The organism is Actinokineospora sp. UTMC 2448 (genome assembly GCF_024760565.1).
GTDB classification, from domain to species: domain Bacteria; phylum Actinomycetota; class Actinomycetes; order Mycobacteriales; family Pseudonocardiaceae; genus Actinokineospora; species Actinokineospora fastidiosa.
On record NZ_CP031087.1, the window covers coordinates 3,998,958 to 4,013,930 of the forward strand.

The following is a 14,973-nucleotide window of genomic DNA, read 5'->3' on the forward strand; positions in this document are numbered from 1 at the left end:
ACAGAACCAGCGCACCCCGACAAACCGACCACCGCCAGCCACCCCCGGCCGCAGGCTCACCCAACAGACCCACCAACCCACCACGACCAGCCCACCCGCGCCAGCCACCCCCAGCCGCAAACTCGCCCGACGAACACGCCAAACCACCACGACCAACCCACCCGCGCCAGCCACTCCCAGCCGCAGACTCACCCAACAAACACACCAAACCACCACGACCAACCCACCCGCACCAGCCACCCCCAGCCGCAAACTCACCCAACGAACACACCCACCCACCACGACCAACCCACCCGCACCAGCCACCCCCAGCCGCAAACTCACCCAACGAACACACCCACCCACCACGACCAACCCACCTGCGCCAGCCAGCCCCGGCCGCAGATTCATCCGACGGACCCACCAACCCACCACGACCCGACCTGCGCCAGCCACCCCCAACCCCAGACCCACCCGACAGACCCACCAACCCACCACGACCCGACCTGCGCTGGCCATCCGCGCCGGGGTCAGGCGTGTCCCGCCTGCGCAGCCGCGACCGGCCCCGGTCGGCAGGGCGACCTGGCCAGCGTCCACGCTTCGCTCGACTCGACTGCGGCCGAACCAGCCCCGCGTGGCAAGTCCGGCATTGGGGGCGAGGCAGCGGGCGCACCGGCATGGGTCGCATCCCGGACAGCGGCCAGCCCAGCCCGGCGCGGTGGCGGCGTTGGTCAAGTGGCGGTTGCTGCGCGGGTGGGTTCCGTCTCTGCGGGCATCGACCCTGCGCTTGTGGGGGAGGCGGCGGTGTTGCGGGGGGAAATCGAGCTGCGGGACGGGGATCCGGCGATCGCCGCGCATGAGTTGGTGGTGGCGGCCGGGTTGCTTGTCGATGCTCGGAGTCGGGCCGTCGCGCTCATGTTGGCCGGGGAGGCGCGGCGGATGGCTGGGGACGTGGGTGGGCTTGCGGAGCTCGCGCGGGAGTTGGCGGTCCTCGGGGCGGCCGAGCCGTTGGCGGCGGCGCATGGGGCGGGGCTGGCGGCCACCTTCGCGGGGAAGCACGGAGCGGCGCGGACGCCGTTGCGGCATGCGGTGGCGTTGGGCGGGCGGACGCGTGATCCGCGCAGGCTGGTGTGGGCGGGCGAGGTGGCGTTGACGTTGGGGCAGGTGGACCTGGCCTACGAGTACGCCACCGCGGCCGTCGCGCGGGCGCGGGGCGGGGTGTTGCTGCCGACGGCGCTGGCGCACCTGGCCGTCGTCGCCCTCGCCGCCGATCGAGTGGCGGTGGCGGTGCGGGCGGCTACCGAGGGGCGGGCGGCCGTGGGGCAGCGCAACGTCGTCGCGGAGCACACGGTGTTGTTGGCGTTGGCGGCCGTGTCGCTCGGTGACCGCGACACCGCCTTGGCACGATTGGACGAGGCCGCCCCGCGCATCGCCTCGCGCGGGTTGGGACGCCCGGCGGCATACGCCGCGTGGACGCGCGCGTGCGTCGACCTGATCGACGACCGCCCGGACGACGCGCTGTGTCGACTGCGGACGATGGCGACAGGGGTCGGGCGGGCGCACCCGGGCATCCGCGCGCTGGCCGTCCCGCAGCTGGTGGAAGCCGCTGTCCGCTGCGGCGAGCCCGACCTGGCCGCCCGCGCCCTGTCCCGCTTCGACGCGTGGGCGTCGAGCCTGCGCGGACCGAGTTGGCGGGCCCTCTCCCACCGCTGCCACGCCCTCCTCGGGCGCACCCCGCACACCCACTTCGACCGCGCGATCGCCCTCCACCGGCAGGCGGGCGCGACCCTCGAACTGGCCAGAACCCACCTCCTCTACGCCCACCACCTCCGCCGCGACCGCCAACCCACCGCCGCGCGCGGGCACCTACGGGAAGCCCTGCACCTCTTCCACCTCCACGGCGCGACCTACTGGGAAGACCGCGTCCGCACCGAACTCCGCGCCGCCACCCCCACCCCCGCCGTAGGCGCCCTGACCCCCCAGCAATCCCAAATCGCCCGCCTGGTCGCCGACGGCGAAACCAACCGCGAAATAGCCCGCCGCCTGGTCCTCAGCCCCCGCACGGTCGACCACCACCTCCGCAACATCTACACCCGCCTGGGCATCCGCTCCCGCACCGAACTCGCCAGACTCGTAGCCTCCACCGAAGCCCCCCACCCCCTTGCCGCCTCCGTGTGATTCCAGATGATGGGAAAATATGATCTGACCATCTGGATGATGCGATCATCTGAAATTAGAGTGGGCCGAGGGCGGGCGAAGCGGACAGGTCCGCCGGAGGACGCGGAGGGCCATCCCAAATGGCGCGGCTGGCGGGGTCGCCACGGCTGGCGGCGGCTGGCGGCGACGGTGCAGCCAGCGGGGACGGTATGGCTGGCGAGGACGGCGCGGCCAGCGGGGACCGCGCGACGGGACGGCACGACCGGCAGGAACCACGCGACGGGACGGTGCGGCTGGCAGGAATCGTGCGGCTGGCGGGACGGCGCGGCTTCGGGGGTGTGGCTGGCAGGGAACGGCGGTTGGCCAAGGCGGCGTCGGCGGGAAGGAGAAGCGACGGGCGTGGTGGCCACCGCGAATTCGCGGTGATCAACGTGACGGATGGGCTAGGGCGCAGCGCACTCCGGTCGGGTGTCCCCAGGGTGCAAGCCGCAGCACGGACGTAGCACCGGTCAGGGCAGCGGGGTGACAGCTGGCTGGCGATCATGATCGAGCCGAGGCACGGGCAAACTGATCGGCATCATCGGGTTCTTGCTGGTCGCGGTGCACTGCGGCAGCCAGGTGGGCGGCGGCACAGCGTTCACGGCGAGCCTCACCGGGCGACTCCAGGAAGACGGCTCAGACGCAAGGCCCCATCAGCCCGACTCCGACGCGCGTTGCAGGCGGTTCATGCCTGCCAGCCACCGGTCCGGTTCGGTGGCTCGGCGGTGGTAGTACTCCGCCACCTCCGGATGAGGCAGCACCAGGAAACTGTCCCCCGCCAAAGCCTCCATCACCACGTCCACCACCTCCTCCGGCGTGATCGCCGACTCCAACAGCGGCCCCTCCGTCAACATCGGCGTCAGGACCCCCTGCGGACACAGCGCCTGAACGGTCACGCCGCGATGGGCATAGGTCGCGCGCAGCCACTCCGAGTACGCCAAGGCCGCGTGCTTGGTCACCGCGTAAGGCGCGTTCCCCAACAGGGTCAGCAGGCCTGCCGCCGACACCGTGGACAGGAAGCGACCCCGGCCCCGCTCCAGCCAGTGCGGCAGCACGGCCTCCGCCGCGTGCACATGAGACGTGACGTTCACCCGCCACGCCGTCTCCCAGTCGGCTGTGGCGACCCCTGCGTTCGCGCAGAAAAGGTCCACACCCCCCAGCCGCTCCCCTACCGCCACCAGAGAGGCGACGAACTCCGGGTCCGCAGCGTCACCGGGGTGCGACACCGCCCCGATCGACGCGGCCACCGCGTCCGCGGCGGACGGGTTCAGGTCGTTCACCACCACCCGCGCGCCCGCGCTCGCAAGACGCGTGCACAGTGCCGCGCCGATCCCCGAGCCGCCGCCCGTGACCACCGCGACCGCGCCGCGCACATCCAGTCCGGCCATGGTCAGTCCAGCTGCGCGCGGAGTTCGCGCTTGAGGATCTTGCCCGCCGCGGAGACGGGGATGGTCGAGACGAACCGGATCTCGCGGAGCCGTTTGTACGCCACCACCTGCCGGTTCACGTCATCCAGCACGTCGGACTCGCGCACCCCCGCCCGCGCGGGCACGACGAAGGCCACCGGCAGCTCGCCCACCGCCGGGTCGGGACGCCCCACCACCGCGCCCGCCGCGACATCCGGGTGCGCGGCCAGCAGCTCCTCCAGCTCCCGCGGGTAGACGTTGTACCCCTTGTAAAGCAGCATGTCCTTTAGCCGGTCCACAATGGACAGATAGCCGTCCGCGTCGAGGACCCCGATGTCGCCGGTGCGCAGCCAGCCGTCGGTCAGGACATCGGCCGTCGCGTCGGGCCGACCGTGGTAGCCGGTCATCACCTGCGGCCCCCGGATCCACACCTCGCCGCGCTCCCCCGTCGCGACCGGGCCGTCGCCGTCCAAAGACATGATCCGCACCGTCGTGTCGAACAGCGGCAGCCCGACAGCCCCGGGCTTGTGCGTGCCGGACCGGTGGGTCGGCGTCATCGTCGCGCCCATGGTGACCTCGGTGAGCCCGTAGCCCTCGGCGATGACCGCCTCGGGGGCCAGCGCGCGCAGCCGTTCGATCATCTCCAGCGGCATCGGCGCCGCGCCCGAGGTGATCAGCCGCACCGACGACAGGTCCGTGCGCACGATGTCCGGACTCGCCAGCAGCGCCGCGAACAGCGCGGGCGCGCCGCCCATCGACGTGATGCGCAGCCGTTCGGCGTCGGCGAGGTACGCGGCCGGGTCGAGGCGGTCGTGCAGGACGGTGGTGGTGCCGGTGAGCAGCAGGACGTTGAGCCCGGCGATGGTGCCCATGGCGTGGAACCACGGCGTCAGGTTCACCACGACGGCCTCACCGAGCGGGGTGACCCACTCCTCCGGCGAGCCGACCTGGTCGAGGGTGAGCCCGCCGTCGGTGTCGACGTCCGGCAGCGATCCGCTCGCCCAGCAGGCGTACTGCAGCGAGTTCACCACGACGTTGCGGTGCGGCAGGCACACGCCCTTGGAGTCGCCGGTCGTGCCGCCGGTGTAGGCCAGGTGGGCCAGGCCGGTGGCGGGCGGGTCGATCGGGCCGTCGGAGTGCCCGTCGCAGATGCGCGGCACGTCGGCGGCGTGGATGGTGCGCACGGCGTCGGCGTCGGCTATCTGCGCGGCGGCCGCCGCCTCCGGCAACAGCGGGTTGACCGGCACGAACGTCGCTCCGGCCAGCAGCGTGCCGTAGTAGGCGACGGGGAACTCCAGGCAGTTCGGCATCCGCAGGGCGACCCGGTCGCCGGGCCGGACCCCGCCCGCGAGCAGGCCGCGGGCGAAGCGGGCGGCGCGGCTGCCCAGCTCGGCGAAGGTGATGGTCTCCCCGGCGCGGATGAACGCGGGCCGGTCACCCCAGCGGTTGGCGGCGCCGAGCGCGATGGCGCCCGCGCCCACCTCCGGGTAGTCCAGCGACCGGGGCAGTCCGGGCGGCCAGTTGCTCGACATCGAGCCTCCCCAATGGACAGTGCGGCGACGGGGGTCGACTCCGATGAAACACCACAGGCGAGTGTTTCACAACCCCCGATCGACCAACCGGCCGATCAGCGTGCCCACCGCGGCCAGGTCGGGGCTGCGGGAGGCCAGCACGTCGGAGTACAGGAACGTCTCGCCGAGCCGGACGATCGCGTAGGCCAGGGTCTTCACGTCCACGACCGGCACGAAGCCGCCCGCGTCGACGTCGCGGTCGAGCAGGTCGACGTACGACTGGATGACCCGGGGCTGCACCCGTCCGGCGGGGTCGGTGAGCACCCGGATGGCGGCGACGGGCTCCTCGTCCAGCAGCATCCGCATGCCCTGGTGCCCGGCGATCGCCTCCCGGTACCAGGCCATGATCCACAGGCAGCGCAGCCCGTCGTCGGGATCGCGCACGGCGTCGCCGTGCATGGCGTGCCAGCGCTTGTCCGCCGCGCGCATCGTCTTGTCCGACAGCAGCCACAGCGCCTCGCCGAGCAGGTCCTCCCGGTTGCCCACGCGCCGGAACAGCGTCGTGCGCGAGATGCCGAGCTCGGCGGCGAGCGCGCTCATGTCCAGCCGCGCGCCCTGGTTCACCAGCCGGGCGGCCATGCGCACGATCTCGGAGGGGTGTGCGTTCACGCCGTGAGCCTATGGCCTGTCAGGCAACCGATCCGGTCGAACGCGGTTCTTGACAGCCGATCCGGGCGCACCCATCATTGCCCGGCATACCGGCCAGCCGGTATCGCTCATCTCATATTCTGGGAGCCCGTATGTCGATACTGGAGGCCCGGGGAGTCACGGTGCGGTTCGGCGGCCTCACGGCCCTGTCGGACGTCTCGGTCACCGTCGAACCGGGCACCGTGCACGGGATCATCGGTCCCAACGGCGCGGGCAAGACCACGTTGTTCAACGTCATCTGCGGATTCACCCGCCCCACCGAGGGCTCCCTGCTCGTGCGCGGGGAGCCCTTGCGCAACCACAAGCCGCACCACCTCGCGCGGCTGGGCATCGCGCGCACGTTGCAGGGCCTCGGACTCTTCGAGCACTCCACGGTCCTGGACAACGTCCTCGTCGGCGCCGACCGCCACGCCCGCACAGGTGCCCTCGGCGCCCTGTTCGGCCGGGGCGCCCGCGAGGAGACGGCGCTGCGCGAGCGGGCGGTGGAGGTGCTGACGACGCTCGGCGTGGAGAAATGGGCGAACGCATTGCCCGGCGCGCTGCCGTACGGGTTGCGCAAGCGTGTCGCGCTGGCGAGGGCACTGGTGTCGGAGCCGGACCTGCTGATGCTGGACGAGCCGGCGGCCGGACTGTCCGAATCGGAGCGCACCGAGCTGGTCGACCTGATCGGCGGCCTGCGCGAGTCGATGGCCGTGGTGCTGGTCGAGCACCACATGGACCTGGTGATGACGGTGTGCGACCGGATCACGGTGCTGAACTTCGGCCGCGTCATCGCGTCCGGCCCGCCCGCGGCCGTCCAGGCCGACCCCGACGTAGCCGAGGCCTACCTCGGCGCCGCCCCCTAGGAGCCCCAGTGCTGGACATCGACGACCTGGTCACGACCTACGGCCCGGTGCGGGCCCTGGACGGACTCAGCCTGTGGACGCAGGACGCGAGCATCACCGCCGTCCTCGGCCCCAACGGCGCGGGCAAGACCACCCTGCTCCGCACGATCAGCGGCCTGGCGAAACCGACCTCCGGCCGCGTCCGCTTCGACGACACCGACATCACCGGCTGGTCCCCCGACCGCATCGTCCGCATGGGCCTCGCCCACGTCCCGGAGAACGGCGGCGTGATCACCGAACTGACCGTCGCCGAGAACCTCCGCCTCGGCGGCCTGTGGCGGCGCGACAAGGCCGGGGTCTCGGCGAGCATGACCCAGGTCCTGGAGCTGTTCCCCCCACTGGTGACCCGCCTGAAGTCCCAGGCGAGCACCCTGTCGGGCGGCGAACGCCAGATGCTGGCCATCGGCAGGGCCCTGATGAGCAAACCCCGCATGCTCCTCCTGGACGAGCCGTCACTCGGCCTAGCCCCCGGCGTGACGCTGCAGATCATGCGCGTACTGGAGGAACTGCGCGACTGGGACGAACTCACAGTGCTGTTGGTGGAACAGAACGCCCGAAGCGCTCTGTCCATTGCGGACAGAGGCTATGTCCTGTCACTGGGACGGGTGGTGGCGGTAGAGGAAGCCGAGGGCCTACTAGCCGACGACCGCCTACGCCACGCCTACCTGGGGATGTAGAAGATGACGACATCAACACCACAACCAACACCCACAGCACGATTCCCTTATGGATCCGTCGAAGCAGCGCAACCACCCACCCGACGCAACACGCCCCACCTGCACTGTCCGATGGGGTGGACCCGCATTCGTGGGGAGCGAAGCGGTGCTACCCTCGCTCGGGCGTGGACGGCTCCGCCGCTCCGCCCTTTGTTCACGCCCGCGCCGCTTCGCTTAGGGGCCCCGCGAATGCGGGTCCACCCCATCGGACCAACAAAGCAACTCGCGAACCACCCACCTGACCGGCAGCCGCCGACGACACCCGCTGTCCTGAAGTCCGCCGCGCCCCTGCCGTCCGGTGCCGGTCGCTCAGCGCGAGAACAGCGGACAGCCCATGCGCGACGCGATTTGACACTTGATGTCCGATGGGGTGAATCCGCTTCTGCGGGGCCCCTAAGCGAAGCGGCGCGGCGCGGATTAGGGGCGGAGCGGCGAAGCCGTCCGCGCCGAGAAAGGGTAGCACCGCTTCGCTCCCCACAGAAGCGGATCCACCCCATCGGACAGTCGCGTCAGGCGCGTTGCGTCGGGTGGGTGTTCGCGCTGCGTTCCCCATGGTCAGCGGTTGTGGCTCCTGCGCCTTGTCGCGCTTCCCTCGCCTCGGGTGTTGCCGGAGGTGGGCTGTGGATCTGACTACGCTTCTCCTCAGTGGGCTTGCGCTCGGCGCGATCTACGCCGCTCTCGGGCTGTCCCTCGTCATCATCTTCCGGGCCACCCAGATGGTGAACTTCGCCCAGCCCGCGCTGGCTCTCGTCTGCGCCTACCTCGCCTTCGCCGTCAACCGGGCTACCGGCGGCTATTGGCTGGGGTTCATCGTCGCCATCGTCGCGGGCGGGATGCTCGGGGCCCTCACCGAGCGGCTGCTTATCCGGCCGCTCAAGGATCGAGGGCCCTTGTCGCCGGTTATCGTGACGCTGGGGTTGTTGCTTGTCCTGCAAGCGGTTGCCGGGATGATCTGGACCGCTGAGCCGCAGTCGTTCCCCTACGCGTTCGACTTCCGGGGGGCCTTCTCGCCCGCCTCGCTCTTCGCCGTGGTCGTTGTGCTGGTGACGGCGGGGGCGATCCTGCTGCTCTTCAAGTTCACCACCATCGGGCTGCGGATGCGGGCCGCCGCCTTCCGGCCGGAGGTTGCCGCTCTCGTCGGGGTGCGGGTGGGGCGGATGCTCACCATCGGGTGGACGTTGGCCGCTGCGGTCGGGGCGCTGGCGGGGTTGTTGGCGGCGCCGCCCTTCATCCATCCGACCGTGATGGACACCGTCTTCGTGTACGCGCTCACCGCCGCTGTCATCGGGGGGTTGGACAACGCCATCGGAACCGTCATCGGCGGGTTCCTGCTCGGCATCGTCCTCTCGCTGGTCTCCGGCTACCTCGGCGCCGAGCTGGTCACGTTGGCCGCGCTGGCGATCCTGGTCGTGGTGCTGTCCGTTCGTCCCGACGGCCTGTTCGGCCAGCGCGTCGCCAGGAGGGTCTGATGCTGCGCCACCTGCTCCTCGCGCTGGCCGCGCTCGCGGCGATCGTCGCGCTAACGTTCCTAGTCGACCCGTTCACCAACATCCGCATCGCCACGGTCGGCTACCTGCTGCTGGCGGTCGCGGGCCTGACCGTCCTCACCGGACTCACCGGGCAGATCTCCCTCGGCCACGGCGCGTTCCTGTTCATCGGCGCGTACACCGTCGCCCTGCTGGTCGTCTACGTCCCGTCGCTGCCGTTCTGGGTCGACCTGCTCGCCGCCGCGGCGGCGGCCGGGCTGGCCGGGGTGCTCACCGGCGCGGCCGCGGCCCGGCTGCACGGCCCCTATCTCGCCGGGGCGACGCTCGCCCTGGCCGTCGGGCTGCCCGCCGTCACCCAGCGCTTCCCCGACTTCCTCGGCGGCAGCAACGGCCTGGGCTTCACCGTCAACAGCAAACCCGCGGGCATCGACATCCCGAGCACGCAGTGGCAGGCCTGGATCGTCTGGCTGACCGTCCTGGCCGCGCTCGTCCTGCTCGCCAACCTCACCCGGGGGCGCGTCGGGCGCAGGCTGCGGGCCGTGCGCGACGACGAGGTGGCCGCAGGCCTCGCGGGCATCCACGTCGGCCGCACGAAGATCACCGCCTTCCTGGTCAGCGCGGTCTGCGGCGGGCTCGCGGGCGGGCTGCAGGCGTTCCTGCTCGGCACCGCGGCCCCCGGCTCGTTCACCCCCGCCCTGTCGCTCGGCCTGCTCGCGGCCATGGTGCTCGGCGGCGTCGGCAGCCTCTGGGGCGCGCTGTGGGGCGCGGTCGCCCTGGTCGCGCTGCAGGCGGGCACCGAGGAACTGGCGCACGCGCTGGAGTTGGGCACCGACGTGGCCAACAACCTCCCCCTAGCGGCCTACGGCGTCGTGCTCATCGCCGTCGTCATGGCCTTCCCGCAAGGGATCCACGGACTGGTGCGGCGGATGCGGCCGGTCAAACCCGAAGGAGCGGCATGAGATCGAAGGCACTTGTCCTGGCCGCCGTGCTCACGCTCAGCGCGTGCGGGGGCGCGGGCGAGACACCGGCGACCGGCGGCGGCGGATCGGGCGATCCCGCGCCCGGCGTCACCGACGACACCGTCCTGATCGGCACCCACCAGCCGCTGACCGGGCCTGCCGCGCCCGGCTACAGCACCATCTCGGCGGGCGCCAAGGCGATGTACAGCCACATCAACGACAACGGCGGCATCCACGGCCGCAAGATCGAGTACCGGGTCGAGGACGACGGCTACAACCCCACCCGCACCGTCGAGGTGGTCAAGAAGCTGGTCCTGCAGGACGAGGTGTTCGCCATCGTCGGCGGCCTCGGCACCCCGACGCACTCCAAGGTCGTCGACTTCCTCAACACCGAGGGCGTGCCCGACCTGCTCGTCTCCTCCGGCGCGCTGATGTGGGACGACCCCGCCAAGAGCCGGATGACCTTCGGCTTCCAGGTCGACTACACCCGCGAGGGCAAGATCCTCGGCGACTACATCGCCAAGACCTTCCCCGATGCCAAGGTCGGCGTGTTCCACCAGAACGACGACGTGGGCCGCGACGGCATGGCGGGCCTGGAGAAGCACGTCGCCATCACCTCGGCCCAGGGCTACGACCCGGCCAACACCGACGTGCTCCCGCAGATCACCGCGCTGAAGCAGGCGGGGGCCGACGTCGTGGTGTGCGAGTGCGTGCCCGCGTTCACCGCGCTGGCCATCCTCACCTCGGCCCGCATCGGCTACAAGCCGAAGTTCGTCGTCTCCAGCATCGGCGCCGACCCGCGCACCCTGACCGGGCTGCTGTCGGAGTTCGGCAAGCGCGCGGGCGCGGAGGTCTCCGCCCCGCAGCTGCTGACCGGCCTGATCGGCGCGGGCTACCTGCCCGACGTCAACCTCACCAGCGACCCGTGGACCGCGCTGTTCCGGGAGGTCCACCAGAAGTACATCCCGGACGTCCCGCTGACCAACACCGTCGTCTACGGCATGGCGCAGGCCTACACCTTCGCCCAGGCCCTCAAGGAGGCGGGCCGCGACCTGACCAGGGAGGGCATCATCAAGGTCATGGAGTCCGGTGTGCTCACCGGCCCCGGCCTGACGCCGTTCGCGTTCTCCCCCGAGTCGCACTCCGGCTACACCGGCGCCTACGTGTTCACCATCAACGCCGACGGCAACACGACCGTGGTGCAGGAGCCCGTCGTCACCGACCGCGGCGACGGCCCGATCGAGCCCGCGCCGACCGGGCGCAAGACGCCGAGCGACATCGGCCTCGTCGGCTGACCTTCCCGGCCGGGGCCGCCGGGATAGATTGACGCGACCGGCGACCCCGGCAGGAAAGGCGGACCGATGCAGGTGGACACCCCCGTCCGGGAACGGGTCATGCGCGCGGCGATCTCGCTGTTCGCCGCGAAGGGCTTCGGCGCGACCTCCATCCGGGAGATCGCCGACGCGGCCGGGGTCACCAAGGGCGGGGTGTACCACTACTTCGAGTCCAAAGACGACCTGCTGTTCGAGGTCTACACCCGGATGCTGCGGATGCAGACCTCCCGCATGCGCACCATCGCCGACGACGACAGCCTGCCGCTGCCGCAGCGCCTGCACGCCATCGTCGCCGACGTCGTGGAGACCAGCATCGCCAACCTGGAGGAGGCGGTCGTGTTCTTCCAGTCGGTGCACCTGCTCGCCGCCGACCGCCAGGACCAGGTGCGCGCCGAGCGCCGCGCCTATCAGGACCGGGTGCGCGACCTGGTCGCCGAGGGACAGGCGACCGGCGTGTTCCGCACGGACGTGCCCGCCGACCTGATCGTCAACTACCACCTCGGCGCGATCCACCGCCTGGGCTCGTGGTACCGGGCGGACGGCCCGCTGACCGCCGAGCAGGTCGGCACCCACTTCGCCGACCTGATGCTGGCCAGCCTGCGGCCCTGACTCAGGCGAACTCGGGGGCCCGCGCCATCTCGCGGTCGGTCCTGGGCTTGCGGTCGCGGACCTTCCACATGGTCACGCCGAGCGCGATCAGCGCCAGCAGCACGTACGAGTCGCCGATGATGTGCTCGTACCACTTCCAGGCGAGCTCGGTGTCGCTGCCGCGCGGCAGGTGCAGGTGCGGGCCGATGAGGAACACCACGAGATAACCCAGCCCCAGCACGACCGACAGGCGCTGGTGCACCGCGTGGAAGGCGAACACCAGCAGCGCCGGGACGATGAACACCCAGTGGTGCGACCACGCCGTCGGCGAGATCAGCAGCGCCAGCGCCGCGTTGACCACCAGCGCGGTCGGCGCGTCGAGCCGGACCATCAGCAGGACCGCCACGAACACCGTCACCCCGACCAGGGCGATCCAGCCGACGGTCTGCGCGGTCTCCGGGATCACCAGCCGCTTCAGCGCGGCCAGGATCGTCTGGTTGGTGCCGTACGGGGTGCCGCTCACACCGTCGGTCGGGCCAGCGCCGGAGAGCCAGTACGCGACCGAGTCCTTCCAGGCGAACAGGAACCCGAGCGCGACGAACACCGCGCCGCTGAGCACCGTCGTCAGCGCCGCCCGGTAGTCGCGGCGCAGCAGGAAGAACAGGATGAACGCGGCCGGGGTCAGCTTCAGCGCGAACGCGATGCCGACCAGCAGACCCCTCGGCCAGCGCGGCCGCCGGGCCAGGCAGTCGACGGCGACCAGCGCCATCAGCCAGAGGTTGATCTGCCCGAAGGTCAGCGTCTCGCGCACCGGCTCCAGGACCAGGGCGACCGGCAGCACCAGCGCGGTGACGCCGACCACCTGCCAGGTGGTCGCCCTCGGCCAGCAGCGGCTGATCACGACGTACGCCGTGGCCGCGAGCGCCAGCACCGACAGCCCGGTCATCAGCGCCTTCGCCGCGCCGAGCGGCACCAGCGCCAGCGGCGCGATGATCAGCAGCGACGGCGGCGGGTACAGGTACGGCAGGGCCACGCCGACCGAGGTCTTCGGCATCGGGCCGTACGGGTCGGAGCCCGCTCGCCACGCGTCCACGCCGAACCGGTAGACCTGCAGGTCGATCAGCTCGTGACCGGCCAGGATCCGCCAGAGCACCACGCCGGACACCGCGGCCAGCGCGGCGAGGACGACGAGCCGCACGGTGACCGAGGCGTCCGCCCACCGGTCCCGCGCCGCCCGAGTGCCTGAACGGAACAGTGTCGATACCCCCACCGGGAGACCCATCCTGTCGGGTGGCCTGTAGGCCACGGCCTTGCCCCCACCGCCCCGCGCCGGACCGTCCGTCCCGCCCGCCGCGATCGGGTGAATGCTACCTAGTCCACCGGCACCGATCTGGGCAGGGGCATGACCAGGGAACACACCTGGGAAAGCTGCGTCGGGAACTGCGCGGTGACGGCCTTCCACGCCGCCCGCAGCGACACGTCCTCGGCCAGCACGATGAGCGGGCCGCGGCCCCAGTGGGTCGCCACGACCGTGCCCACGCGGTCGGCCTCGCCGGGCGCCGGGGCGCCGCCGGGAAGGAACTCGATGGTCAGCGACACGTTAGTGCCCGTCACGTCGTCGGCCACACCGACCATCGCCGCGTGGTACGCGCGCTGCGAGTTGCGCACCGTCACGTCCATCGGCAACGCGCACTCCGGGTAGGCCGAGTTGTAGGCGGCGACGGTGGCGAAACGTCGCGGCAGGTCGTCAATGGCCATCAGCTGCTCCCGAGGTGCGTTCGAACACCGCCGAACGATACCGGCAGGCCAGGACGCGGTTGACCGACTCCGTCCACGGTGGTCCGAATGCGCGCGCCGGGTCGGCTCAATGGGTGAGGACCGGCAGCGCGTCCACGCCGTACACGATCGACTTCTGCCGGAACGGCAGGCTGTCGAAGTCGCCCGCCAGGCGCAGCTTCGGGAAGCGGCGGACCAGGGCGGGGTATGCCGCGCGCAGTTCCATGCGGGCCAACTCGGCGCCGATGCAGCGGTGCGCGCCGTGTCCGAAGGCCAGGTGCGAGGTGGGCTTGCGGGTGCGGTCGAAGCCCGGGTCGGACACCAGCGCGGGGTCGCGGTTGGCGGCGTTGAGGCTGACCACGACGACATCGCCCTTGCCGATGGCGGTGTCGGCCACCGTGACGTCCTCCCGGGCGAAGCGCGGGAAGGCGACCTGCACGACGGCCAGGTACCGCAGCAGCTCGTCGACGAACGGCGACACCGCCGCGTCGTCGTCGTGGACCATGGCGAAGGACTCGGGGTCGCGCAGCAGGACGATCGCGCCGAGGGCGAGCATGCTGGCCGTCGTCTCGAAACCGCCGGTCAGGACGCCGTCGGCCAGGCCTGCGAGCTCGTCGTCGGTGAGGTCGTCGCCGTGCTCGCGGATGAGGGAGCCGAGCAGGCCGTCCCCGGGCTCGCGGCGCTGCTTGCGCACGACCTCGGTCAGGTACTCCAGGGACTCCGAGATCGCCCCGAGGGACGCGGTAGCGCCGCTGAACAGGTCGAACCGCGCCACGCTGAGCCGCTGGAAGTCACCGCGGTCGGCGTAGGGCACGCCCAGCAGCTCGCAGATGGTCAGCGACGGGATGGGCAGCGCGAACTCCGTCACCAGGTCGACGGGGCCGTCGACCTTGGCCATGTTGTCCAGGCACTCGGTGACGATCTCGTCGATGCGCGGGGTGAGCCGCGCCAGCCTGCGCATGGTGAACTCCGGCGTCAGGAGCTTGCGCAGCCGGGTGTGCACGGGCGGGTCGGCGAAGCCGAGGCCGCCGGGGTTGGTCGTCTCCAGGTCGCCGAGGGCGCCCGCGAGGTGCACGAAGTCGTTGCTGAAGGCGCGGGTGTCGGAGAGCACCTGCTTGGCGGCCTCGTACTCGGTGACCAGCCAGAGGTTCACCCCGAACGGCACCGGCAGCTTCGTCACCGGCGCGGCGATCCGCATCGCCTCCGCCTCGGCGACCGGCTCCAGCCCGGTGCGGGCGAGCGGCATCATGGCCGAGTCCGGCAGCAGCCGGGAGAGGTCCAGACCCTTGCCCTTGCGGGTCACGCGCGCCAGATAACGCCGGATCAGCCACGCCTTGAGACGCGTGGCGACCCCGCGAGCCTGCGCGGTCCTCTGAGCGCTGGCCTTGCGCAGTGCCGTGTTCATCGCGACCCCCCGGCCGACCCCCCG

At 71.5% G+C, this 14,973-nt stretch carries 13 protein-coding genes; 7 read left to right on the plus strand and 6 right to left on the minus strand.

Translation table 11 applies throughout. The features are described from left to right. Positions 1 to 783 precede the first annotated feature (783 nt). The gene (locus Actkin_RS32635; RefSeq protein WP_309569072.1) at positions 784 to 2,157 is read left to right on the plus strand and encodes a LuxR family transcriptional regulator; all 1,374 of its coding nucleotides are present in this window, start codon (positions 784 to 786) and stop codon (positions 2,155 to 2,157) included. A 671-nt stretch (positions 2,158 to 2,828) separates the two neighbouring features. On the opposite strand, the gene Actkin_RS18145 is transcribed toward Actkin_RS32635, so the two are convergent. From Actkin_RS18145 to Actkin_RS18155, 3 genes are all read right to left on the minus strand, one after another. Further along, complete coding sequence (locus Actkin_RS18145) at positions 2,829 to 3,563, minus strand: SDR family oxidoreductase (RefSeq protein ID WP_258903531.1); 735 nt, start codon at positions 3,561 to 3,563, stop codon at positions 2,829 to 2,831. Between the two features lie 2 nt (positions 3,564 to 3,565). Continuing rightward, positions 3,566 to 5,113: a class I adenylate-forming enzyme family protein gene (locus Actkin_RS18150; protein WP_258903532.1), complete on the minus strand. Its 1,548-nt coding sequence runs from the start codon at positions 5,111 to 5,113 to the stop codon at positions 3,566 to 3,568. Between the two features lie 66 nt (positions 5,114 to 5,179). Next, complete coding sequence (locus Actkin_RS18155; RefSeq protein WP_229786878.1) at positions 5,180 to 5,761, minus strand: TetR/AcrR family transcriptional regulator; 582 nt, start codon at positions 5,759 to 5,761, stop codon at positions 5,180 to 5,182. Positions 5,762 to 5,892: 131 nt separating this feature from the next. On the opposite strand from Actkin_RS18155, the gene Actkin_RS18160 reads away from it, so the two are divergent. The 6 genes from Actkin_RS18160 (at position 5,893) to Actkin_RS18185 (ending at position 11,789) form a co-directional block, all read left to right on the plus strand. Beyond that, a complete protein-coding gene (locus tag Actkin_RS18160; RefSeq protein WP_189210717.1) occupies positions 5,893 to 6,645 on the plus strand; it encodes an ABC transporter ATP-binding protein in 753 nt (250 codons plus the stop codon). Positions 6,646 to 6,653: 8 nt separating this feature from the next. Continuing rightward, positions 6,654 to 7,361, plus strand: a complete 708-nt coding sequence (locus tag Actkin_RS18165; RefSeq protein ID WP_189210718.1) for an ABC transporter ATP-binding protein — start codon at positions 6,654 to 6,656, stop codon at positions 7,359 to 7,361. 659 nt (positions 7,362 to 8,020) lie between these two features. Beyond that, positions 8,021 to 8,869 (plus strand): branched-chain amino acid ABC transporter permease, encoded by an 849-nt coding sequence (locus tag Actkin_RS18170; RefSeq protein WP_258903533.1) that lies wholly within the window; start codon positions 8,021 to 8,023, stop codon positions 8,867 to 8,869. Beyond that, complete coding sequence (locus tag Actkin_RS18175; protein WP_258903534.1) at positions 8,869 to 9,846, plus strand: branched-chain amino acid ABC transporter permease; 978 nt, start codon at positions 8,869 to 8,871, stop codon at positions 9,844 to 9,846. Before Actkin_RS18170 ends, Actkin_RS18175 begins: the two co-directional genes overlap by 1 nt. Further along, the gene (locus tag Actkin_RS18180; RefSeq protein WP_258903535.1) at positions 9,843 to 11,141 is read left to right on the plus strand and encodes an ABC transporter substrate-binding protein; all 1,299 of its coding nucleotides are present in this window, start codon (positions 9,843 to 9,845) and stop codon (positions 11,139 to 11,141) included. The genes Actkin_RS18175 and Actkin_RS18180 overlap by 4 nt, the downstream gene beginning before the upstream one ends. Positions 11,142 to 11,207: 66 nt before the next feature. Beyond that, positions 11,208 to 11,789, plus strand: a complete 582-nt coding sequence (locus Actkin_RS18185; RefSeq protein ID WP_258903536.1) for a TetR/AcrR family transcriptional regulator — start codon at positions 11,208 to 11,210, stop codon at positions 11,787 to 11,789. Position 11,790: 1 nt separating this feature from the next. Here the strand turns inward: Actkin_RS18185 and Actkin_RS18190 are convergent, their stop codons facing one another. The 3 genes from Actkin_RS18190 to Actkin_RS18200 all read right to left on the minus strand — a co-directional run bounded on the left by Actkin_RS18190 (position 11,791) and on the right by Actkin_RS18200 (position 14,949). Continuing rightward, positions 11,791 to 12,966 carry a glycosyltransferase family 87 protein gene (locus tag Actkin_RS18190; protein ID WP_258903537.1) on the minus strand — a complete coding sequence of 392 codons (1,176 nt, stop codon included), beginning with the start codon at positions 12,964 to 12,966 and terminating at the stop codon, positions 11,791 to 11,793. A 173-nt stretch (positions 12,967 to 13,139) separates the two neighbouring features. Next, the gene (locus tag Actkin_RS18195; protein WP_258903538.1) at positions 13,140 to 13,526 is read right to left on the minus strand and encodes a hypothetical protein; all 387 of its coding nucleotides are present in this window, start codon (positions 13,524 to 13,526) and stop codon (positions 13,140 to 13,142) included. 106 nt (positions 13,527 to 13,632) lie between these two features. Continuing rightward, on the minus strand, positions 13,633 to 14,949 hold the full coding sequence (locus Actkin_RS18200; RefSeq protein ID WP_189210725.1) for a cytochrome P450: 1,317 nt from the start codon (positions 14,947 to 14,949) through the stop codon (positions 13,633 to 13,635). Positions 14,950 to 14,973 lie beyond the last annotated feature (24 nt).

Coding starts and splice junctions, on each gene's coding strand:
- Actkin_RS18160 (WP_189210717.1), top strand. CDS start 5,893: ATGTCGATACTGGAGGCCCGGGGAGTCACGGTGCGGTTCGGCGGCCTC.
- Actkin_RS18185 (WP_258903536.1), top strand. CDS start 11,208: ATGCAGGTGGACACCCCCGTCCGGGAACGGGTCATGCGCGCGGCGATC.
- Actkin_RS18150 (WP_258903532.1), bottom strand. CDS start 5,113: ATGTCGAGCAACTGGCCGCCCGGACTGCCCCGGTCGCTGGACTACCCG.
- Actkin_RS18200 (WP_189210725.1), bottom strand. CDS start 14,949: ATGAACACGGCACTGCGCAAGGCCAGCGCTCAGAGGACCGCGCAGGCT.
- Actkin_RS18180 (WP_258903535.1), top strand. CDS start 9,843: ATGAGATCGAAGGCACTTGTCCTGGCCGCCGTGCTCACGCTCAGCGCG.
- Actkin_RS18175 (WP_258903534.1), top strand. CDS start 8,869: ATGCTGCGCCACCTGCTCCTCGCGCTGGCCGCGCTCGCGGCGATCGTC.
- Actkin_RS18145 (WP_258903531.1), bottom strand. CDS start 3,563: ATGGCCGGACTGGATGTGCGCGGCGCGGTCGCGGTGGTCACGGGCGGC.
- Actkin_RS18195 (WP_258903538.1), bottom strand. CDS start 13,526: ATGGCCATTGACGACCTGCCGCGACGTTTCGCCACCGTCGCCGCCTAC.